Origin of the sequence: Frankia sp. QA3, assembly GCF_000262465.1 — a bacterium.
Lineage (GTDB): Bacteria > Actinomycetota > Actinomycetes > Frankiales > Frankiaceae > Frankia.
Window position 1 is genome coordinate 597,883 of the sequence record NZ_CM001489.1, and the last position, 24,237, is coordinate 622,119.

The 24,237-nt window shown below is 76.3% G+C and carries 3 protein-coding genes; all 3 read left to right on the plus strand.

The genetic code is table 11. The annotated features are described in order from the left end of the window. The first annotated feature begins 57 nt into the window (after nucleotides 1-57). The 3 genes from FRAQA3DRAFT_RS02475 (at nucleotide 58) to FRAQA3DRAFT_RS02485 (ending at nucleotide 23,512) form a co-directional block, all read left to right on the plus strand. On the plus strand, nucleotides 58-21,369 hold the full coding sequence (locus tag FRAQA3DRAFT_RS02475; protein ID WP_009737481.1) for a non-ribosomal peptide synthetase: 21,312 nt from the start codon (nucleotides 58-60) through the stop codon (nucleotides 21,367-21,369). A 64-nt stretch (nucleotides 21,370-21,433) separates the two neighbouring features. Beyond that, nucleotides 21,434-22,429, plus strand: a complete 996-nt coding sequence (locus tag FRAQA3DRAFT_RS02480; RefSeq protein ID WP_232291884.1) for an iron-siderophore ABC transporter substrate-binding protein — start codon at nucleotides 21,434-21,436, stop codon at nucleotides 22,427-22,429. Nucleotides 22,430-22,555: 126 nt separating this feature from the next. Next, complete coding sequence (locus tag FRAQA3DRAFT_RS02485) at nucleotides 22,556-23,512, plus strand: (2Fe-2S)-binding protein (protein ID WP_009737483.1); 957 nt, start codon at nucleotides 22,556-22,558, stop codon at nucleotides 23,510-23,512. Nucleotides 23,513-24,237: the final 725 nt, after the last annotated feature.

Below are 24,237 nucleotides of genomic sequence, written 5' to 3' on the forward strand. Positions count from 1 at the left end.
GCGCACCCTGCGCACCCAGCCGCCACCCGAAGCCGCAACACCGGAAGGACGTGCACCGTGGCCAGTCCCGACTCCGCGCAGCGCAAGCGTGAGCTGCTCCGCCGCCGGTTGGCGGCGGAGCGACTGACGCACGAGCCGGCGGCCGGCGATGGCCGGCGGCCGGCGCGGACACCCGGGCTGGGCTACCCGGTCACCCCGGGCCAACGCCGGATGTGGTTCCTGCAGCGGCTGCGCCCCGGCAGTTCCGCCTACACGATCTCGGCCGCGTTCGAGCTGGCCGGGCCGCTGGACGTCGGCGCGCTGCGGGGCGCGCTGCTCGCCGTCGCCCGCCGCCACGAGATCCTGCGCACCACCTACCGGGTCACGCCGGCCGGCCGGCTCGAACAGATCCCCCGCGACGACGTCGGCCCGGCCTGGCTCAGCGTGGACCTGTCCGCCGAGCCCGACGGGGAGCGCGAGGCCCGCGCCCGGCAGATCGAGTTGCGGGCGGCGCGCCGGCCGTTCGACCTGACCGCCGAATCGCCGCTGCGGGTGACGGTGCTCCGCCACGGCCCGGACCGGCACACGCTCGCGCTGGCCGCCCACCACATCGCCTGGGACGACGCCTGCTGGGACGTCTTCTTCGGCGACCTGCTGGCCGCCTACGACCGTCGGGACACCCCCGACGGCGACCGGGCCGGCGAGCAGAGCACCGCAGTCCAGTTCATCGACGCCGCGGCGCCGGACGTGGCCGGTCCCGCCCCGGGCGGCCTGGCCTACTGGCGGGACGGGCTGAGCCGTCTGCCCGAGCCGGTGCGCCTGCCCGGCCCTCCAGCCGGCGGCGACCCGCACGGCGCCCCGGACGCCGGCGAGTCCGGCGACGGCGGCCCGCACGACGCCGGCCGGCAGACCGTCCACCGGGCGTCCGCCGAGCTGGCCGGCCAGGTCCGGGCGTTCGCCGCGCAGCACGGCGCGACCCCGTTCATGGTGCTGCTCACCGCCTACGCCGCCCTGCTCCACCGGGTCACCGGCGCCACCGACATCACCGTCGGCTCGCCCGTCGTCAACCGGGACCGCGCCGAGACCGACGGCGTGCTCGGTTACTTCGGCAACACCGTCTGCCTGCGGCTGGCGGTCGGACCGGCCGACACGTTCACCGACCTGCTCGAACGGACCCGCGAGGTGTGCCGGGGGGCCTTCGCCCACGCCGATGTCGACCTGGCCGACGTCGTGCGCGAACTCAACCCGGAGCGCGCCGACGGCGTCTCCAGCCTGTTCACGACGATGTTCGCCGTCCGGACGCCGGCCGCCGCCGCACTGCGCGGGCGCGACCTGCGCGGCGAACGCCGCCCGGCGCACAACGGCACGGCCCAGTTCCCGCTGACGGTCGTGGCCGAGCTCGGTGGGAACGGCGGCGGGAGCGACGCGCTCGAACTGGAGACGACCTACCAGGACGGCGCGGTGTCGCCGTCGTTCGCGCAGGCGGTCGGCCCGCGCCTCGAGCGGCTGCTGGCGGCGGGGCTGGCCCGGCCCGGCGCGACGATCGGCGCGATCGACCTGCTCACCCCCGACGAACGCGAGCGCGTCCTGACCGCCTGGAACGACACCGCCGGGCCCAGCCCGGCCGAGCCGTGGACGGCGCTGTTCGCCGCCCAGGCCGAGCGTGCCCCGGACCGCACGGCGCTGGTCACCGCGGCGGGGAGGGTGACCTACGGCGAGCTCGCGGCGCGGGCCGACGCCTTCGGGCGGATGCTGGCCGGTCACGGCGTCGGGCCGGGCGCCGTCGTCGGCGTCGCGCTGCCCCGCTCGGCCGACCTGGTCGTGGCGCTGGCCGGCACCGGCCGCGCCGGCGCCGCCTATCTCCCCATCGACCCCGACTACCCGGCCGACCGGATCGCCTTCATGATCGCCGACGCGGCCCCGGCGGTTGTGGTGACCACGCGCGCGCTCGCCGCGCGGCTCCCGCTCGCGCCCGGTACGGGCCTGTTGCTGATCGACGAGCCCGAGCCGGGCCCGGCGCCGGCGCCCTCCACCGGGCCCTGGCCGCCCGCCGTCGATCCGGACAGCCCGGTGTACCTGATCTACACGTCGGGTTCGACCGGACGGCCCAAGGGCGTCCTGGTCGGCCACCGGGCGCTGACGAACTTCCTGTCGTCGATCGTCGAGGCCGTGGGCATCGGCCCGGCGGACCGGCTGCTGGCCGCCACGACGCTGGCCTTCGACCCGAGCACGGTCGAACTGCTCGCGCCGCTGACCGCCGGTGCGTCGATCCACCTCGTCGAGGGCGACACGGGCCGGGATCCGTCGGTGCTGGCCCGGCTGCTGAGCGGGGGCGCGGTCACGCTGGCCCAGGCGACCCCGTCGCGCTGGCGGTCCATTCTCGACGCGGGCCCGGAGTCCTACCCGGCGGTGCGCGCCCTGTGCGGCGGCGAGCCGCTGCCGCCCGACCTCGCCCGGGAGCTCCTCGCCCGCGCGCAGAGCCTGACCAACCTGTACGGGCCGACCGAGACGACGGTCTGGGTGACGACGAGCCCGGTGCGCGCCACCGCGGCGGCCGGGGAGCGCCTGACGGTCGGCCGGCCGCTGCGCAACACCCGGGCCTACGTGCTGGACGGCGCGCTCATGCCGGTGCCGCCCGGGGTCGCCGGCGAGCTCTACCTCGCCGGCGACTGCGTCGCCCACGGCTACCTCCACCGCCCGGCGCTGACCGCGTCCCGGTACGTCGCCAGCCCGTTCGGGACCGGCGAGCGGATGTACCGCACCGGCGACCTCGCGCGCTGGACCGCCACCGGCGAGCTGGTCGTGGCCGGCCGCTCGGACGACCAGGTCAAGGTCCGCGGCGTCCGGATCGAGCCCGGCGAGATCGAGGCGGCGCTCGAACGCCACCCGGGCGTCGGGCGCTGCGCCGTCGTCGTCCGCGCGGACGGGCCGGCCGGGCCGGCGCTGGTCGCCTACCTCGTCCCGGCAGCCGGGGGCCCCGCCGCAGACCCGGCCGGGAGCCGGGCGCTCGCGGGCGAGCTGCGCGCGCACGCGGCGAGCGTCCTGCCCGGTTCCATGGTGCCGGCGGCCTTCGTCCTGCTGCCCGCCCTGCCCACCACCCCCGCCGGGAAGCTCGACCGCCGGGCGTTGCCCGCCCCGGACTTCGGGGCCGCAGGCCGGCCCGGCCGGGCGCCGGCCACCCGGGCCGAGGTGGTCCTGCGGGACGTCTTCGCCGAGGTGCTCGGCCAGCCGGGCGTCGGCGTCGACGACTCGTTCTTCCACCTGGGCGGCGACAGCATCCTGGCCTTCGCCGTGGTCACCCGGGCGGCCGCCGCCGGGGTCACCGTCTCGCTCGCCGACGTGTTCACCAGCCCGACCGTCGCCGGCCTGGCCGCGGCGGCGGACGTGGACGTGGACGTGGACGTGGACGCGAACGTGGACGTGGACGTGGACGACGCGGACGTGCCCGCGGTGGCCACCGGCGATCTCCCCGTGCCCGCGGCCGGCCCCCGGCCCGCCGTCGCGGACGATCCGGTGCCCGCCGACCTGCCTGCCGACCTGCCCGTCGACCCGGAGGACCTGGCGCGCTGGCGGGCCCGGCTGCCGGAGCTGAGCGAGGCGTGGCCGCTGTCGCCGGCGCAGGCGGGGCTGCTGTTCCACCGGCTCCTCGACGGCGACGAGACTCCCGACGTCTACGTCATCCAGTTCGTCCTGGACCTCGCCGGCGAGCTCGACCCCGAGCGCCTGCGGGCGGCGTCACGGGCCCTGATCGCCCGGCACGCCGTCCTGCGCGCCGCCGTGATGTCCGACGGCCGCGAGCCGGCCCAGGTCATCCTGCCCGAGGCCGAGCCGCGGTGGACGATCGTCGACCTGTCCGCCTGGCCGGCCGCCGAGCGGACGGCCGAGGCGCAGCGGCTGGTCGCGGCGGACCGGGCCGCGCGTTTCGACCTGGCGGCGCCACCGCTCATCCGTTTCCTGTGGGTCCGCACCGGACCGGACAGCGCCCGGCTGGCCGTCTGCGCCCACCACATCATCCTGGACGGCTGGTCGCTGCCGCTGCTGCTGCGTGAGCTGTTCACGCTGGCCGCCCCCGGGAACGACGCCGACCCGGCCGCGGCGGCGTCGCGCCTGCCCGCCGTCCGCCCCTACGCGGACCACCTGCGCTGGCTGCGGTCCCGGGACCGGGAGGCGGCGCGGGCGGCCTGGCGGGCGGAGCTCGCCGGTGTCGAGGGGCCGACCCTGCTGGCCGGCGGCGGATGGCACCGGGCCGCGCAGGCGCCGCGGCCGGGCCGGCCGGCCGGCCCGGCTGCGATCGACCGGGAGGTCGGCCCGCAGCTGGCGGCCCGGCTGGCCGCGCTCGGGCGCGAGCGGGGCCTGACGCTGAGCACCGTCCTGCGGGCCGCCCATGCGGTGCTGCTCGCCCGGGTGGTCGGCCGCGACGACGTCGTCTTCGGCACCGTGGCCTCCGGCCGGTCGCCGGAGCTGCCCGGGGTCGACTCCATGATCGGCATGTTCGTCACCACCGTCCCGGTCCGGGTCGCGCTGCGCGCCGAGAGCACGTTCGCCGGCCTGGCGGCGGACATCCAGGCCGCCCAGGGCACGCTGTTCGCCCACCACCACCTCGGCCTCACCGAGATCCAGGCCCTGGCCGGCGGTGGGGACCTGTTCGACACGCTGCTCGTGGTCGAGTCCTACCCGTTCGACGCATCGGCCCTGCTCCCTGCGGGCGGCCCCCGCCTGGCCGGCGTCGACGGTCACGACGCCACCCACTACGCGCTGACCATCCGGGTGATCCCCGGCGAACGGCTGCGGCTGACCTTCGGCTACCAGCAGGGCATCCTCGACGACGCGACCGTCGCGGGCCTGGCCGAGCGCATGCTCGCGCTGCTCGCGCAGATCGCGGCCGACCCCGATCGGCCCGTCGGCGCCCTCGACGCCCTGCCCGCGGCCGAGCGCGACCGGGCCGACCTCACGCCCGCCCCCCGGGCCGGCGAGGACGCCGCCGAGGATGCCGGCGCGCCGGCCACCCTGCCCGAGCTGTTCGAGGCCCAGGCCCGCCGCGCGCCGCACGCGGTGGCGCTGCGCTGGCGCGACGTCGAGCTCACCTACGCCGAGCTCGACGCGCGGGCCAACCGGCTCGCGCACCTGCTCGCCCGGCGCGGCGTGGGACCGGAGTCGATCGTGGCGGTCGCGCTGCCCCGCTCGGCCGAGCTCGTCGTCGCCCTGCTCGCCGTGCAGAAGGCCGGCGGCGCCTACCTCCCCGTCGACCCGACCTACCCGGCCGAGCGGATCGCGTTCATGCTGCGCGACGCGGCGCCGGTGTGCGCGGTGACGACGGCGGCCGCCCGCGCGACGCTGCCCGCCGGGGCAGGGGTGCCGATGATCGCGCTGGACGACCCGCTGGTCGTCGCGGCGCTGGCCGAGCAGCCGACCACGGCACCGGGGCCGGCTGGGCGGGCCCGACCGGACAACCTCGCCTACGTCATCTACACCTCCGGCTCGACCGGCCGGCCGAAGGGCACGCTGGTTGCGCACCGCAACGTGGTGCGCCTGTTCGCCGACACCCGGGCCTGGTTCCGGTTCGACGCCACCGACGTCTGGACCCTGTTCCACTCGGCGTCGTTCGACTTCTCGGTCTGGGAGCTGTGGGGGCCGCTGCTGCACGGCGGCCGGCTCGTCGTGGTCGACCACGACGTCTCCCGTTCGCCCGAGCAGTTCCGCGAGCTGCTGGCCCGGGAGTCCGTCACCGTCCTCAACCAGACCCCGTCCGCCTTCGCCGCGCTGGTGGAGGCCGACCGCGACGGCGGGCGGTCCGACCTCGCCCTGCGGCTGGTGATCTTCGGCGGTGAGGCGTTGGACACCGGCCGGCTTGCCCCGTGGTACGAACGGCACCCGGACGACGCGCCGCGGCTGGTCAACATGTACGGGATCACCGAGACCACGGTGCACGTCACGTACCTGCCGCTGGACCGGGCCACCGCCGCCGCGCGGCACGGGATGATCGGCGAGCCGATCCCCGGCCTGCGCACGCGGCTGCTCGACCGCCACCTCACGCCGGTGCCGCCGGGCGTGCCGGGGGAGATCTACGTCAGCGGTGCCCAGCTCGCCCGGGGCTACCTGGGACGTCCCGGCCTGACCGCGACCCGCTTCGTGGCCGACCCGTACGGCGACGCCGGCGACCGGATGTACCGCACGGGCGACCTGGCCCGGCTGGGCGCGGACGGGACGCTCGAGTACCTCGGCCGGGCCGACGACCAGGTCAAGATCCGAGGCTTCCGGATCGAGCCGGGGGAGATCGAGGCGGTCCTGGCGGCCGATCCGACGGTCCAGCGGGCCGTCGTCGTCGCCCGCGCGGACGACGCCGGCCGGCGCCGGCTCGTCGCCTACGTCGTCCCGAGTGCCTACGTCGTCCCGAGCGCGTCCGTCGTCCCGAGCGCGTCCGGCGTCCCGAGCGCGTCCGTCGTCCCGAGCGCGTCCGGCGTCCCGAGCGCGTCCGTCGTCCCGAGCGCGTCCGGCGTCGACGGGCCGGCACTGCGCGCCCGGGCCGCGGCGGCGCTGCCCGACTTCATGGTCCCGGCGGCGATCGTCGCGCTGGACGCGCTGCCGCTGACCGCAAACGGCAAGCTCGACCGGGCCGCGCTGCCGGCCCCCGACCTGCGCGCGGCGACCTCGGCCCGGACGGGCCGCACGGAGCTCGAACGCGCGATGTGCGCGGTGTTCGCCGCCGTGCTGGGGGTCGACCGGGTCGGCGTCGACGACGACTTCCTCGCGCTCGGCGGCGACAGCATCATCGCGATCCAGCTCGTCAACCGGGCCCGCCGCGAGGGCGTCCGGGTCACACCGCGCGAGGTCTTCGTCCAGCGCACGCCGGCCGCGCTCGCGGCGCTCGTCGCCGGCCGCGCCGACACCCCGCCGGCTCTGTCCCCACCTTCGGTCTCGTCCCCACCTTCGGTCTCGTCCCCACCTTCGGTCTCGTCCGCGTCGTCGGTCTCGTCCGCGTCGTCGGTCGAGGCCAGCCCGCCCGGCGCGTCGGTCCCCTCCGCCGGCGCCGGCTCGACGGACGCCCCGGACACGGCGGCCACCGGGGTGCTGACCCCGCTGCCGATCGTCTCCCGGCTCGCGGAGTGGGGCGGCCAGATCCAACGCTTCAACCAGGCGTTTCTCGCCCAGACGCCGGCCGGCGCCGACGAGGCGAGCCTGCGGGCGGCGCTGGGGGCGGTCCTCGCGCACCACGACGGGCTGCGCGCCCGCCTGCTGCGGCCCGCCCCGCAGGTGTGGCTGCTCCAGATCGACCCGGCCGACCCGACGAGGTCACCCCAGACGGCCGACGCCGAGCTGCTCACCCGCATCGACGTCGCCGGGCTCGATCCGGCGGCGCTGCGCTCGGTGATCGCGGCCGCCTCGGGTTCGGCCGCCGGCAGCCTCGACCCCGACGTCGGGGCCATGGTCCGCGCGGTCTGGCTCGACGCCGGACCGACCGCGCCCGGCCGGCTGGTGATCGTGGCCCACCACCTCGTCGTGGACGGCGTGTCGTGGCGGATCCTGCTGGCCGACCTCGCCGACGCCTACGCGGCGGTGCGAGCCGGCCGCCGGCCCGAGCTCGACCCGGTCGGCACCTCGCTGCGCGCCTTCAGCCAGGTCTTCGGTGAGCGCGCGACCGCCCCCGGCCGGCTCGGCGAGCTGAGCCACTGGCTGGAGACGCTCGCGCCGGGCGCGCGCCCGTTCGCCGAGCCGTCCCGCCCGGCCGCGGGGCCCGGAGCACCCCCGTTCGGGCCGGCCGCCGTCGGCTCGGTGGCCGACACCGAGCGCCTGCGCGTCGAGCTGCCGGCCACGACCACGGTCGCCCTGCTCACGGGCGTGCCGGCCGCGACCGGCGCCGAGATCACCGACGTGCTGCTCGCGGGCCTGCGCCACGCGATCCCGCCGCGGCCGGCGGACGGCGCCGCCGACGCCGACGACGCCGGTGACCTCCTCGTCGATCTCGAGCGGCACGGGCGCGAGGAGATCGCACCCGGGGTGGACCTCGCCCGGACGGTCGGCTGGTTCACCAGCATCGCCCCGGTCCGGCTCGGCCCGCCCCGGGCGCGGCCGCGGGCCACGCTGTCCGACGTCACGGCCGCGCTGCGGGCGGTACCCGACGGCGGCATCGGCTTCGGCATGCTGCGTCACGCCAACCCGCTGACCGGTCCCGCCCTCGCCCGCGCGGGGCAGCCCCAGGTGCTGTTCAACTACCTGGGCCGCTTCGGCGCCGACCGGCGCGCCGACTGGGGACCGGCCGAGGAGTTCGACGCGCTCGCCGCCGAGCCCGACCCCGGCCTGGGCGTCGGCTACCCGCTGACCGTCGACGTGGTCTGCGTCGAGACCACCGGGGGACCGCGGCTGCGCGCCACCTTCACCTACCTGACGGGGTCGGTAGCGGTCGGCGAGGCGGCCCGCATCGCCGAGGCCTTCCTCGACGCCCTGCGGGAGCTGGCCGCGCTCGTGCCCGCGCCCGCACTCGTGCCCGCGCCCGCACTCGTGCCCGCGCCGGAGATCTCCCGGCCGCCGGCCGAGCTGATCACGCTCTCGGCCGCCGAGTCGGAGCGGATCGCCCGCACCCTCCCGGCGCCGGTGGAGGAGGTCTGGCCGCTGTCGCCGTTGCAGGAGGGCCTGTACTTCCATTCGGTGCTCGACCAGACGAGCGACGCCTACACCGCCCAGTTCTCCCTCGACTTCGACCACCGGCTCGACGCCGACCGGCTGCGGCGGGCCACCGCGACCCTCATGGCCCGCAACCCGACGCTGCGCGCGGGCTTCCTCAGCGAGGGCCTGCACCGACCGGTGCAGGTCATCGCGCGCGAGCTGCCCACGCCGGTCGAGGAGATCGACCTGTCCGGGCTGGCCGAGCCGCAGCGTTCGGCCCGCGCCGAGCAGATCGCGGCGGACGACCGGGCCCGCCCCTTCGACGTCGCCCGCCCCCCGCTGTTCCGCCTGATCCTCATCCACCTGGCGGACGGGCACGACCGGCTCGTCATCAACCGCCAGGTGCTGCTGTGGGACGGCTGGTCGGGCGCGCTCGTCGTCGAGGGGCTGCTCGAGCTGTACGCCGCCGGCGGCGAGGGCGCGGCGCCGGCGCCGGCCGGGTCCTTCCGGGACTACCTGCTCTGGCTGCGTGAGCGGGACACCGCCGCGGCGCGGCAGGCCTGGCGGTCGACGCTGGCCGGTCTGGAGGGCCCGACGCTGGTGGTGCCGGCCGCGCGGGGACTGCCGCCGGTCGCGCCGGCCCGGATCACCGCCGAGCTGCCCGAGGCCACGGCGAACGCGGTCCGGGCGGCCTCCCGCGCCCACGGCGTCACCCTGAACACGATCTTCAACGCCGCGCTGGCACTGGTCCTGGCCAGCGCGACCGGCGGGGACGACGTCGTGTTCGGGACGACCGTCGCCGGCCGCCCGACCGAGCTCGACGGCATGGACGAGGTCATCGGCCTGTTCCTGAACACCGTCCCCGTCCGGGTCCGCCTCGACCCGCGGGAGACGGTCGGTGAGCTGCTGCGGCGGGTCGCCGCCGGCCGCCTCGACCTGCTCGACCACGAGTACCTCGGGCTCGGTGAGATCCAGCGGGCCAGCGGGCACCCGGTGCTGTTCGACACGCTCTACGTCCTGCAGAACTTCATCGACGAGGTGGCGAACGACCAGACCAGCGCCCGCCACGGGATCACCGGCGGCAGCAGCCTCGACCACACCCACTACCCGCTGACGTTCGTGCTGTTCCCGGGCGCGCGGATCACCGTGCGCCTGGAACACCGCCCGGACGTCGTCGCGCCGAGCCTGGCCGAGGGCCTGTTCGCCCGCTTCCTGGCGATGGTCGACACGCTGGCCGGCCATCTCGACGCGCCGGTGGGCTCGCTCGACCCGCTGCTGCCGGCCGAGCGGGCCCGCCTCGCCCTGGCCGCCGGCCCGGCACCGCGGCCGGTCGGCGGCGAGACCGTCGCCGACCTGCTGGCCACCCGGGCCGCCGCGCAGGGCGACCTCGTCGCGCTCGTCCTCGGCGACGACCGGCTCACCCTCCGGGAGCTCGACGGCCGGGTGAACCGGCTGGCGCGGCTGCTGATCGCCCGCGGCGCCGGCCCGGAGACGGTGGTCGCTCTCGGCCTCGGCCGGACGGTGGACATGGTCGTCGCGCTGTTCGCCGTCCTGCGCACCGGCGCCGCGTACCTGCCGCTCGAGCTGGACCATCCGCCGGCGCGGCTGATGGAGACGGTGGCCGACGCCCGCGCCACGCTGCTGGTCACCACCCGGGCGACCCGCCGTTACCTCGCCGGCGCGCCGGCCGCGGCGGCGCAGCCGGAGGCGACCTGGCTGGAGCTGGACGACGCCGTACTCGCCGCCGAGCTCGCCGCGACCACGCCGGACGCGCTCACCGACGCCGAGCTCGGGACGTTCGCCCGCGACCGCGCGGACCGGCTCGACCACCCGGCCTACGTGATCTACACGTCGGGCTCGACCGGCCGCCCCAAGGGGGTCGTCACGCCCTACCGAGGGCTGACGAACATGCAGCTCAACCACCGGGAGGAGATCTTCGACCCGACGGTGGCGGCGGCCGGGGGCCGGCGGCTGCGGATCGCGCACACCGTGTCGTTCGCGTTCGACATGTCGTGGGAGGAGCTGCTCTGGCTCGTCGAGGGCCACGAGGTGCACATCTGCGACGAGAACCTGCGCCGGGACGCCGAGGGGCTCGTCGCCTACTGCGACCGCCACCGCATCGACGTCGTCAACGTCACGCCGACCTACGCCGCCCACCTGTTCGAGGCCGGGCTGCTCGACCGGACCGACCCGGCCGGTGACCCCGGACCCGATCCGGACGGTGCCCGGCCGGAGGGTGCCCGGCCGGAGGGTGCCCGGCCGGACGGGCACCGGCACCGACCGGCCCTGGTCATGCTGGGCGGCGAGGCCGTGCCCGACTCCGTCTGGACCCGGCTGCGGGACACCGACGGCACGGCCGGCTACAACCTCTACGGGCCGACCGAGTACACGATCAACACCCTGGGCGCCGCGACGGCCGACAGCGCGACGCCGACCGTCGGGCGGCCGATCCGCAACACGTCGGTCTACGTGCTGGACCGCTGGCTGCGCCCGGTTCCCGACGGTGTCGCCGGCGAGCTGTACATCGCCGGCGACGGCCTGGCCCGCGGCTACCTCGACCGGTTCGGCCTGACCGCGACCCGCTTCGTGGCCGATCCGATGCGCCCGGGCGGGCGGATGTACCGCACCGGCGACCTGGTGACCCGCCGTGGCGACGACGGCAACCTCGACTTCCTCGGCCGCACCGACGACCAGGTCAAGATCCGCGGCCACCGGATCGAGCTCGGTGAGGTCACCGCCGCGCTCGACAACCACCCGGCGGTCAGCCAGTCCGCCGTCGTCGCGGCCCCGGACCCGGCCATGCCGGGCGCGAAACGCCTCGTCGCCTACGTCGTGCCGGCCGAACGGTCGGCCACCGACCGGACCGCGACCGAGACCGAGCAGGTCGGCGAGTGGCGCCAGATCTACAGCGACGAGTACGAGCGGATACCGACCGCCGTGACCGTCGAGGACTTCGCCGGCTGGGACTCCAGCTACGACGGGCAGCCGATCCCGCTGGAGCACATGCGCCAGTGGCGGGCGGCCACCGTCGACCGGGTCCGGGCGCTGGCGCCCCGGCGGGTGCTGGAGATCGGCGTCGGCACCGGCCTGCTGCTCGGCTCGCTCGCCCCCGAGTGCGAGATGTACTGGGGGACGGACTTCGCCGCGCCCGTCCTGGCGAAGCTGCGCGCGGAGCTGGCCGGCGATCCCGCCCGCTTCGGCCGGGTCGAACTGCGCCACCAGCCGGCCCACGTCACCGACGGGCTGCCCGCCGGCTTCTTCGACACGGTCATCATCAACTCGGTGATCCAGTACTTCCCGAGCGCGGACTACCTGCGCTCGGTGCTGCTGGGCGCGCTCGACCTGCTGGCCCCAGGCGGTTCGCTGTTCGTCGGTGACGTCCGCGACCTGGGCCGGCTGCGGGCGTTCCACAGCGCGATCGAGCTCGCCCGGTCCGGTTCCGGGCCCGACCCGGCCCGGCTCGCGGCAGCCGTCGACCGGCGCCTGCTGCTGGAGAAGGAGCTGGTCGTCGCGCCCGGGTTCTTCCTCGCCCTGGCCGCCGACGCCGGAGCCGAGGTGTGCGTGCGGGTCAAGCGGGGCCGCCACCGCAACGAGCTCACCCGGCACCGCTACGACGTCGTGCTGCGCCGCGCGGCGGCGGACCGCCCGACCCCGGCCGGCGCCGGCGCCGAACTCCGCCTGAGCTGGGGGGCCGATGTACGCGGCCTCGACGAGCTCGGCGCGATCGTCGACGCCCGCCGGCCGGCCCGGGTGCGCCTGACCGCCGTCCCCGACGCGCGGATCGCCGCCGAGCTCGCCGCGAGCGTCGCCGGCGCCGCCCGCGGCGGCTCTGCCGCCGATGCCGAGGCCGCCGATGCCGAGGCCGCCGATGCCGAGGCCGGCGCCGTCGATCCCGAGGACGTCTACGCGCTGGCCGACACCCTCGGCTATGCGGCGGCCCTGGCGCCGCGGCCCGACGACCCAGGGCTGCTCGACGCCGTGCTCGTGCGCGGCTCGGGGGCCGCGGCCCTTCCGGTCGTCGACCCCGGCGACCTCGGCGACCCCGGCGACCCCGGCGACCTCGATGACCTCGGCGACCCCGACGCCCGGCCGGGGCCCCAGGCGGCGCTCACGAACGACCCGACGGCCGCCCGGGCCGCGGCGGCGCTGGTCGGGCGCCTGCGCACCGACCTGGCGGCGGTGCTCCCGGACTACCTGGTGCCCGCGGCGTTCGTCCCGCTGCCGATGATCCCCCGCAACGCCAACGGCAAGCTCGACGTCGCCGCCCTGCCGCCGGCCGAGCCCGCGGCGGCACCCTCCGGCCGGGCGCCCGACACGCCGCTGGAGCGGACCCTCGCCGAGCTGTTCGCGGACGTTCTCGGCCTGCCCGCGGTCGGGGCCGACGACGACTTCTTCGCCCTCGGCGGGCACTCCCTGCTCGCGACGCGGGTGGTGAGCCGGGCGCGGGCCGCCCTCGGCGTCGACCTGGCGATCCGCGACCTGTTCGACGCGCCGACGGCCGAGGCGCTGGCGGCGACGCTGTCCAGCCGCGCCGGGACCGAGCGTCCCGCGCTGCTCCCGGCGCGCCGGGGAGAGCGGATCCCGCTCTCGCCGGGGCAGCGCCGCCTGTGGCTCGTCGACCGGCTGGCCGGCGGCACCGACGCCTACAACTACCCGCTCGCGCTGCGGGTCGCCGGCCGCCTCGACGCCGGGGCGCTGCGGGCCGCCGTCACCGACCTCCTCGGCCGGCACGAGGTGCTGCGCACAGTGGTCGCCGAGGTCGACGGCGAGCCGCACCAGCGGATCCTGGACCCGGCCGCCGCGGCCGGCCCCCTCGACGTCGTCGAGTGCCCCCCCGACGAGGTCACCGGTTGGATCACCCGCGCGGTGGCGAGGCCGTTCGACCTCGCCACCGAGGCGCCGCTGCGGCTGACCGTGCTGCGCGGTCCGGACGCCGACGTGCTGGTCGTCGTCCTGCACCACATCGCCACCGACGAGTGGTCCGACCGGCCGTTCCTGCTCGACCTGGACGCCGCCTACACCGCCCGGCGGGCCGGTCGGGCCCCCGGCTGGGCACCGCTGCCGGTCCAGTACGCCGACTACACGCTCTGGCAGCGCGCCCTGCTCGGCGATCCGGCGGACCCCGCCAGCGTCGCGGCCCGCCAGCTTGCCTTCTGGCTGGACGCCCTGCGGGGCATGCCGGAGCAGATCGAACTGCCGCTGGACCGGCCGCGCCCGGCGGTCCGCGACGGCGCGTCCGGCCGCGCGGTCCGGGTCCTGCCCGCCGCGGTCGCGACCGGTCTGCGCGCGCTGTGCGCGCAGACGGGTACGAGCATGTCGATGCTGGCCCACGCGGCCATCGCGACCCTGCTGCACCGCCTCGGTGCGGGCGACGACATCCCGATCGGCGTGCCCGTCGCCGGCCGGACCGATCCGGCCCTCGACACGCTTGTCGGCTTCTTCGTCAACACCCTGGTGATCCGCTCCGACCTGGCCGGCGACCCGACGTTCCGGGACCTGCTGGGCCGGACCCGCCGCACCGACCTGGCCGCCTTCGACCACCAGGACCTCCCGTTCGAGGACGTGGTCGCGGCGCGGCAGGGGCGCCGCGTGCCCGGGGTCAACCCGCTGTTCCAGGTGATGGCCGGCTACCACCACCTGGCCGACGACGACCGGGAGCTGTTCGGCGCGCCGGTGACCTTCATCAACCCCGAGGTCGGGACGGCCAAGTTCGACCTCGACGTGACGTTCGTCGACCGGGCCGCGCGCGACGAGATCACGATGCTGGTCGAGTTCGCCACCGACGTCCTCGAACCGGACAGCGGCGCCCGGCTGGCCGACCGGCTCGTCCGCCTGCTGGCCGAGATCGTCCGCGACCCCGACCGGCCGGTCAGCCGGCTGGAGATCGTCGACGCCGGCGAGCGCGCGGCCGCCCTGCGCACGGCCGCCGGCCCGGTGCGGGCGCTGCCCGGCAGTGTCCCGATCGGCAGTGTCCCGATCGGCAGTGTCCCGAGCGGCAGTGTCCCGAGCGGTGGGGAGCCGGGCGGGGCGGAGCCGACGGTCGTGGACCTGCTCGCCCGGGCGGTGGCCGCCCATCCGGACCGGGTCGCGTTGGTCACCGCCGCGGGCCGCTCGACGTTCGCCGAGCTGGCCGCGCAGGTCGAGCGCATCGCCGGCCGGCTGTCCCGGCTGCCCTCGCTGTCCCGGCCGGGCGGTCCGGAGTCCGTGGTCGCGCTCGCGCTGCCGCGCGCGCTCATGGTCCCGGGAATCTTCGGTGTGCTGGCCGCGGGGGCGAGCTCCCTGCCGATCGACACCGAGCAGCCGGTGGACCGGCTGGCGTTCCTGCTGGCCGACGCGGCCGCGGTCGCCGTCGTCACCACCCGGGCGTTCGCCGCCCGGCTGCCGGCGGCGGGGTCCGCCGCCGTCGTCGTGCTCGACGACCCGGCCGCGGCGGCCGAGCCCGCCGCCGGGCCCGGGGCACCGCCCACCCGGCCGGACCCCGCCGGCGCGGCCAGCGTGATCTACACGTCGGGGTCGACCGGCCGGCCGAAGGCGGTCGTCGGCACGCATCGGGGCCTGGTCAACCTGTTCGCCTCGCACGCGGTCGACCTCATCGCCCCGGCCGAGCGCGCCGCCGGTCCGGACCGGCGGCCCCTGCGCGTCCTGCACGCGGCCTCGTTCAGTTTCGACGGGTCGTGGGAGCCGCTGCTGTGGCTGCTGGCCGGGCATGAGACGCACGTCGTCGACGAGCGGGCGGCACGCGACGCCGCCGCGCTCGTGGACTACATCGAGCGGGCCCGCATCGACGTGCTCGACCTGACCCCGACCTACCTCCAGGAGCTGATGAAGGACGGGTTCCTGCGGCCGGAGGGTCACCGGCCCGGCGTGCTCCTGGTCGGCGGCGAGGCCACCCCGGCGGCGCTGTGGGAGCGGCTGCGGTCCGTGGCCGGGATGGTCGTCCACGACCTGTACGGGCCGACCGAGTACTCGGTGGACGCCTACGGCTGGCACAGCGCCGGCGCCGACCCGCGGCCGTCGCCCGCCGGCGCGGCGCCGCCCGGTCCGGGTTGGGCCGCGCCCGTCGCCAACACCCGGGCCTACCTGCTCGACGGCGCCCTGACGCCGGTCCCCGACGGGGTGGCCGGCGAGCTGTACCTGGCCGGTCCGGGCCTGGCCCGGGGTTACCTGGGCCGACCCGACCTGACGGCGAGCCGTTTCGTGGCCGACCCGTTCGGGGCGCCGGGCGAGCGGATGTACCGCACCGGAGATCTCGCGCGCCGCCGCCGCGACGGCTCACTCGCCTTCCTCGGCCGGGCGGACGACCAGATCAAGCTGCGCGGGTTCCGGATCGAGCTCGGCGAGATCTCCCGCGCGCTGGAGGCGGCCCCGGGCGTCGGGGCGGCGGCCGTGGTGTTCCGCCCGCAGGCGCCGCCCGCGCTCCAGCTCGTCGCCTACCTGGTCGCCGAGCCCGCGGCCGCGGCCTCGGGGGCGCGGCCGGGGAAGGCGGTGGAGGCGGCCCGGGCCCACGCGGCCCGGGTGCTGCCGGGATACATGGTGCCCCAGGCGTTCGTCGAGCTGGACCGCCTGCCGCGCACGGTCAACGGCAAGCTGGACCGGGCGGGGCTGCCCGAGCCGGCTGCTCCCGCGCCGGGCGCCGGGCGCCGGCCCCGCGACGCGCGTGAGGAGCTGCTCGCGGAGCGGTTCGCGGCGGTGCTCGGCCTGGCGCGGGTCGGCCTGGACGACGACTTCTTCGCCCTCGGCGGCCACTCGCTGCTGGTGATGCGGCTGTGCGCGGCGCTCCGGTCGGCCTTCGGCGTGGAGCTCACGCCACGGGCGGTCTTCGAGGACCCGACCGTCGCCGGGCTGGCCCGGCGGCTCGACGGCGCCGGGGCGGCCCGGCCGGCGATCGCCCGCCGGCCCCGCCCCGGGCAGGTGCCGCTGTCGTTCGCGCAGCGCCGGCTGTGGGTGCTGGGCGGCCTCGAGGGTCCCAGCCCGACGTACAACATCCCGATCACCTGGCGGCTGATCGGGCCGCTGGACACCGCCGCCCTGCGCGCCGCGGTGCACGACGTGGTGGCCCGGCACGAGGCGTTGCGGACCGTCGTGCGCGCGCCCGGCGGCGAGCCGGTCGCAGTGGTCCTGGCGCCGACAGAGGCGGAGATCCCCTTCGAGGTCGTGGAGCCGGCCGGCGGCGAGCCGGCGGACGCCCTCGCCGCCGCGGCGGCCAGGCCCTTCGACCTCGAGCGCGAGACGCCGCTGCGGGTCACCGTCGTCCGGCTCGCCCCGCAGCTGCACATCGTGCAGTTCCTCATCCACCACATCGCGGCGGACGAGGGCTCGGACCGACCGCTCGCCCGCGACCTGTCCGTCGCCTACCGGGCGCGCCGCGCCGGCGCGGCCCCGGGCTGGGAGCCGCTGGGGATCCAGTACGCCGACTACACCCTCTGGCAGCGCGAGCAGCTCGGCGACGAGGCTGATCCGGCCAGCCCGGCCGGGCGGTCCCGCGAGTTCTGGCGGCGCACGCTGGCCGGCCTGCCCGCCGAGCTGGCCCTGCCGGCCGACCGGCCGCGGCCGGTCGAGCCGAGCCACACCGGCGGCATCGTCGAGCGGACGATCGACGCGGACCTGGTGGCGGCGCTGCGCGCCGTGGCGCGGGCGCACGGCGTCAGCCTGTTCATGGTGCTGCGCGCCGCCGTCGCGACCCTGCTGCACCGGTTGGGGGCGGGCGACGACATCCCGATCGGCAGCCCGGTCTCGGGCCGGGTCGACGACGCCCTAGACGACCTGGTCGGCTTCTTCCTGAACACCCTGGTCCTGCGCACGGACCTGGCGGGCGACCCCACCTTCGGCGAGCTGCTGGCCCGGGTGCGCGAGGGCGACCTGGCCGCCTTCGACCACCAGGACCTGCCGTTCGACCGGGTGGTGGACGCGGTGAACCCGCCGCGCTCGCTCGCCCGCCATCCGCTGTTCCAGGTCATGGTCGTCTACCTGGCCGCCTCGGACGCCGCCGAGGAGCTGGCGCTGGACGGGGTGCGGGCCCGGCCGGAGCCGGTGCGCACGGCGAGCGCGAAGTTCGACCTGTCCTTCGACTTCCTGGATCGGTCCGGTCCCGACGGCGGCATGACCCTCGCCGTCTCCTTCAGCGACGACCTGTTCGAACGCCCCGGCGCCGAACGGGTCACCCAGCGGTTGCTCCACCTCCTGGCGGCGGTGGCCGCCGACCCGTCGACGCCGGTCGGGGCGCTGGAGATCGTCGACGCCGCCGAGCGGGCGACGGTGCTGGAGACGTTCAACCGGACCGCGCGTGAGGTCGCCGAGCTGACCTGGCCGGCGGCCGTCAGTGACCAGGCGCGCCTGCGCCCGGACGCCGTCGCCGTGGTCTGCGAACAGTCGGCACTGACCTACGCCGAGCTCGACGACCGGTCCGACCGGCTCGCCCGGCTGCTGGGCGAGCGCGGGGTCCGGCGCGAGGACGTCGTCGCGGTGGCCGTTCCCCGCTCGATCGACATGGTCGTGGCGCTGCTCGGCGTGATGAAGGCCGGCGCCGCCTACCTGCCGGTCGACCTCGACCATCCGGCCGACCGGGTGTCGTTCATGCTGGCCGACGCCGGCGCCCGGCTGCTCGTCTCGACGTCGGGCCACGCCGGCGAGCTGGCCGCCCTCGGCGCGCTCGACCCGGTCGGCGGACCCGGCGGGACGGCGGCCGGGGTGGGCGTCGTCCTGCTCGACGATCCGGGCACGGTCCGGGCGATGGCCGCCGGACAGGTGGATCCGGCCGAGCTGGCCGCCGCCGCGCCGCAGCTGCGCGGCGCCGCCTATGTGATCTACACGTCCGGTTCGACCGGGCGGCCGAAGGGCGTGCTTGTCACGCACGAGGGCATCGGCAGCCTGGTGGCGACGGCGACCGATCGGATCGGCGTCGACGAGACCTCGCGGGTGGCGCAGTTCGCCTCGGTCGGCTTCGACGTGGCGGTGTGGGATTTGACCATGTCGCTGTGCGTGGGCGGCACCGCGGTCGTCGTCCCGGCCGACCGGCGCGTGGCCGGCCCCGAACTGACCGACTACCTCGTCCGGCACGGGGTGACGCACATGATCCTGCCGCCGTCGCTGGTCGCCGCGCTGCCGCCGGAGTGCGCGCTGCCGGCCGGGGCGGTGCTGGTGGTGGGCACCGAGACGGTGCCGGTGGAGACCGTCCGCCGGTGGTCGCGCGACCTGCGGGTGGTGGCCGCGTACGGCCTCACCGAGGCCACGGTCAACTCGACGCTGTGGCCGGCCGAGGCGGACTGGACCGGGCCGATCCCCATCGGCCGGCCCGACCCGAACACCCGCACCTACGTCCTGGACGCGGCGTTGCGGCCGGTCGGGGTCGGCGTCGTCGGTGAGCTGTACGTCGGCGGGCGCGGGCTGGCCCGGGGCTACCTGGGCCGCCCCGACCTGACCGCGAGCCGGTTCGTCGCCGACCCGTTCGCCGCGCCGGGCGAGCGGATGTACCGGACCGGTGACCAGGCCCGCTGGCGGCCGGGCGGCGTGCTGGACTTCCTCGGCCGCTCGGACGACCAGATCAAGATCCGCGGCCACCGGATCGAACCCGGTGAGGTGCAGGCCGTGCTGATGCGCCACCCGGAGGTCCGGCAGGCGGCGGTGCTCGCCCACGGCGGCGGGCCGGACGGCTCGCCCCGCCGGCTGGTGGCCTACGTCGTGCCGGCGGGCTCCGCCGTCGACGCCGCCCGCCTGCGCGCCCACGCGACGGACCACCTACCCGAGTACATGGTGCCCTCGGCGATCGTCGCCGTGCCCGGACGCCTGCCGCTGACCCCCAACGGCAAGCTGGACCGGGCGGCACTGCCGGCGGTCGAGGCCGCCGCCGCGACGTCGCGGCGGGCCCCCGAGACCGAGATCGAGGCCCGGTTGGCCGCGGTGTTCGCCGACGTGCTCGGCGTGGAGCGGGTCGGGGTCGACGACGACTTCTTCGCCCTGGGCGGCGACAGCATCATCGCGATGCGGCTGGTCAGCCGGATCCGTGCCGAGGGGCTCACGGTGACCCCGCGCCTGCTGTTCCGCCACCGCACCCCCGAGACGCTGGCCGCCGTCGTCACCCCCCGGCCGGCGCCGGCCGACGCGGCCGACGCGGCCGACGCGGGGAGACGGGCGGACGATGCGGGGCGGCCCGACGCGGCCGACGCGGGGGAGCGGTCCGGTGCGGGGGAGCGAGACGGCGGTGCGGACGCTGCGGCCGAGGCCGGCGGGCCGATCCTGGTTCCGCCGACCCCGGCCCTGCTCGCGGCCCGGTCCCGGGGCGCGACCGCCTTCACCTCGTTCTCCTCACCGGTGTTGCTGCGGACCCCGGTCGGGCTGACCGTGACCACGCTGGTCGGTGCGCTGGCCGCGGTCGTGGACCACCACGACGTGTTGCGGGCCCGGCTGGTCCGCTCGGACGGGCCGGGGCCGCGGCCGGCCGGCGCCCCGGCGTCGGCCGCCGACGGCGGTCCCGCGTGGTCGCTGGAGATCGCGCCGCGGGGGGCGGTCGACGTCGCCCGCTGGGTCCGCCGCGTGGACGCGGCCGCTGTCGCGGCGGGCGACGGCTTCGACGGCCCGCAGGGCCGGGTGCTCGTCGCCGGCCTGGCGGCGGCGGCAGACGCCGAGCTCGATCCGGACGCCGGGGAGACGATCCGCTGTGTCTGGCTGGACGCGGGCCCCGAGCGCGCCGGCCGACTGCTGCTGATCATCCATCACGCGCTGGTCGACGGCGTCTCCTGGCCGATCCTGCTGGCGGACCTCGCGGCAGCGGGCACCGCACTGGCGGCGGGCGGCCGGCCCCGGCTCGACCCGGTGCCGATCTCCTACGCCGGCTGGGCCCACCGGCTCCAGGCGCGGGCCCGCGCGGCGGACCCGGGACGGGCGGCGCTGTGGCTGGACATCGTCGACCGGGCCCGGCCCGTCCTGGCCTGGTCGGAAGAGCACGACGGCCCGGCGGAGCACGACCGTCCGGAGGCCGTCACCGTGAGCCTGCCGCCGGCGCGGGCGGCGGGCCTGCTGTCCCACATTCCCGCCGCGTTCGGGATCGGGGTCGACGAGCTGCTGCTCGCCGCGTTGTCCCTGACCCTGGCCGACCAGGTGGGCGCGGGCGGCAGATCGCCGAACGCGCGGCCGGGCACGGAGTCCGCCGATGCGCGGCCGGGCACGGAGTCCGCCGGGCCGGGGGTGGGGCCTGGGCAGGGGACGCTCGTGGCGGTGCAGGCGCACGGCCGCCAGGAGCACCTCGTCGGCGACGCCGACCTGTCCCGGACGGTCGGCTGGCTGGCCGAGATCTACCCGTTCCTGCTCGAGCCGGTCGCGGCCGGCGAGGACGGGTTCGGCCAGCGGGCGGTGGCGGACGCGGTGGCCCGGGTGCACGCGCTGATGGCCCGCCTCCCCGACGGCGGTACCGACTACAGCCTGCTGCGCTTCCTCGACCCGCGGACCGCGCCACGCCTGGCGGCGGCGCCGACGCCCGCGATCTACCTGAACTACGAGGGCCGGCTGGCCCGGGGCGAGACGGGGGACTGGTCGGTCGCGGGCGAGGACGAGGAGCTCTTCGCCGACTGGAACGCCGAGGCGCCCGACCCGTTCCCGCTGAGTCTGATCGTCCGGGCGGTCGACCGAGCGGAGGGCCCGGAGCTGATCGCGCGGTGGGTCGCCGGTCCGGACGGCCCGTCGTCGCCCGCGCTGCGGGCGATCGCGGACTCCTGGACCCGTGCCCTCGAGGCTCTCGCTGCCCACGCCCCGCGCGGGGACCGTCCCTTGACGGCCGGTTCCCACCACCCACGGTGAATCACCCGCTACCGCGTGCCGTCCCGGCGCGCGGCTGATCACGACAAACGAGAAAGTTGTGCTGGTGCGAAACAGACTGAAACTGCTGATCGCGGCGCTCATGGCCGTCACGGCGCTGGTCGTCGCGGCCGGCTGCGGCAGCAGCGGTGGCGACGGTGGCGGCGGGACGACGGCGGCGAGCTCGTCGAGTGCGGCCTTCCCGGTCACGCTGAAGAACAAGTTCGGAACTGCGGTCGTCCCGGCCCAGCCCAAGCGCATCATCGCACTGAGCTACGAGGAGGACACCCTGGCGACGCTCGGCATCACGCCGATCGCGTACGCGAAGAACGAGTACAAGGCCGACGGCGTCTTCCCCTGGCTCCAGGGGAAGATCGACCTGTCGAAGAGCACGGCCCTCGACACCAGCGGGGACCTGAACCTCGAGCAGGTCGCCGCGCTGCGCCCCGATCTGATCCTGGCCACGAACTTCTACAGCCTGGCCGACTACTACGACCGGCTCTCCAAGATCGCTCCGACCGTCGGCTACACCGACGACGCCGGCATCGCGACGTGGCAGGAGAACAGCACCATCATCGGCAAGGCCGTCGGCCGGGACGCCGACGTCCAGAAGGCGGTCGCCGCCACCCGGAAGATCATCCAGGACGCCAAGGGCGGCCTGCCCGGCCTGGCCGGCAGGACGTTCAGCTACTCCTTCTACTACGAGCCGGGCGGCCTGGCGGTCATCGACGACCCGAAGACGGTGTCGGTCCAGCTCTACAGCGAGCTCGGTATGAAGCTCTCGCCGGCGGTGCCGGCCAACGTGGTGGACCGGTCGCTGAGCATGGAGAAGATCGACGCCCTGGACGCCGACTTCGTGCTGATCGGTTTCGCCACCCCGGCGCTGAAGACCGAGATGAACGCCAACAAGCTGTTCACCGCCATCCCGGCGGTCAAGGCGGGCCGGGTCCTGCAGGTGGACGCCTTCACGGCGGGCGCGGTCAACAACCCGACGATCCTCAACATCCCGTGGCAGCTCGACCAGCTCAAGCCGACCCTGGCGAAGGTCGCCGCGAGCAGCTGACCCGGCCGGGCCCGCAGCTCCTGCGGTGCGCGGCCGACGCCGCGCGCCGCACGAGCCCGGCGTCCTCCCACGCCGCCCGCCGCCGGAGGAGCCGATCCAGCGGAAGAGCCGATCCAGGAGGACGACATGGCCGTCATCTCCGACCCCGACGACCGGCGTTGCGCTCCGCCGACCGAGCCGCCCGCGGCCGGTGGCGAGGCCATCCGCGTGGCCCGGGTCGATCCCGGCCACGCGGCCCGGGTCCTGCGCGGACTGGACGAGCTCGGGCCGCCGTTCGCCGTCCAGATCGTGACCGGCGCCGGCGATCCCGCCACCGCCACCGGGGGGCTTCTGCCGGCGGCCGATCTCTACCGGCCGGGTGACCGGCTCGCCGCCGCGATCGAGGGGCAGGCGGCGGCGCTCGGCGGCGCCGAGCGCCGGGTCGCCGCGTCCAACCTGTTCATCGGCCACGCCATCCGGCTGTGGTGCGTGACCCTGGGCTGCTGGGAGCGCGGCGGGCTCATCCCCGACCTGCCCGTCGACGCCGTGCTCGCCGTCGGCCCTGGCTCGCGGGCGCCGTTGGCGCTGGCCGACACCGGCGGTTGGCGCCCGGCCGACCCCGGCGACGTCGACACGGTCGCCGCGCTGGTGACCCGGGTCGTCATCGACGGCCACCTGCGCCCGTTCGCCGCGGCCATGCACGCCACGATCCGGACCGCCACCGGCCTGCTGTGGGGAAACGCGGCCTCCGCACTCGTCGGGGCCGTCGGCGCGATCGCCCGGCACGCCACCCTCGGCCCCGCCGCGCCGAGTGACGCGCCGTCCGGCGGACCGGTCCGCCACCAGGCCCGCCTGGCCGCCACGCTGCTCGAGCAGCCACCGCTCGCCGGCACCGGCGTCCACCGCCGGCACGACGACGGCAACCTGGACCTGCCGTCGTTCGTCCGGCGCAGCTGCTGCCTGTACTACCGGCTCCCCGACGGTGCCATGTGTGAGGACTGCTCGTTGCGCGACTCCCCGGCCGCCACCCGGCGCCACTCGCCCTCGTCGGCGCCGAACGCGCCTGCACCCTGTAGACCAGACGGGGGCGGACGACATTCGTGACCGCCAGGACGGCGACAACGCGGGCGCTGCCAGGGAATGGGTCGACCCGGGCACCGTCGGGGCCGGTGCGATGTGCTGGCAGCTGCCACAATGCCGCAGCCAGCACTGGTCGGTACCCCCGGAGGTCTGCCGACCACTCGCGTGCCGCCTGACTCAATGCTGTAAGGATGCTGTAGGGAGGCTGTAGGGAGGCTGTGCCATTCGACTGCAAAAACTACGACACGCAGGTCGGCTCGACCAACTCCCTTTTCTTGCCGAAAGAGCTCCACATATCTATTCGGCTCGTGCAGTGCTACTTGCGCGGCCGACTCGGTTCGCTTCGGTTCAATCGCTACATGACTGCCAGCGATCTCTTTGGCGAGAATATTGGATCCGCCCACCAGCTCCCGTCCGGCTTGGAATTCGAGACTCGGTCGCTAGGTGCCGCACACCCGGTTCGATTAGGCTGAGGCGCTGAGCTAGCGTCCTGAGTCTTTAGTCTATTCATGGATCGTAGAACGGGGTATGCCTGGACCGACCGCCGTGCAGATCGTGCTGACCGGCGAGGAGCGGTGACCGATCCGCAGTTCGTGATCCTGGACAACGACGCCACGCACAAGACCCCCGCGGTGAAGAAGTGGCTGCTGGGCCACCCGCGGTTCCACCTGCACTTCACCCCGACCTCGTCGTCGTGGAACAAGGACCCGAGGCCGTTCGTCCGGACGAAGACCGCCGGCCAGATCCTC

Bases quoted from the DNA above. Each gene is read 5' to 3' on its own strand.
- FRAQA3DRAFT_RS02485 (WP_009737483.1), top strand. From the start codon at position 22,556: ATGGCCGTCATCTCCGACCCCGACGACCGGCGTTGCGCTCCGCCGACC.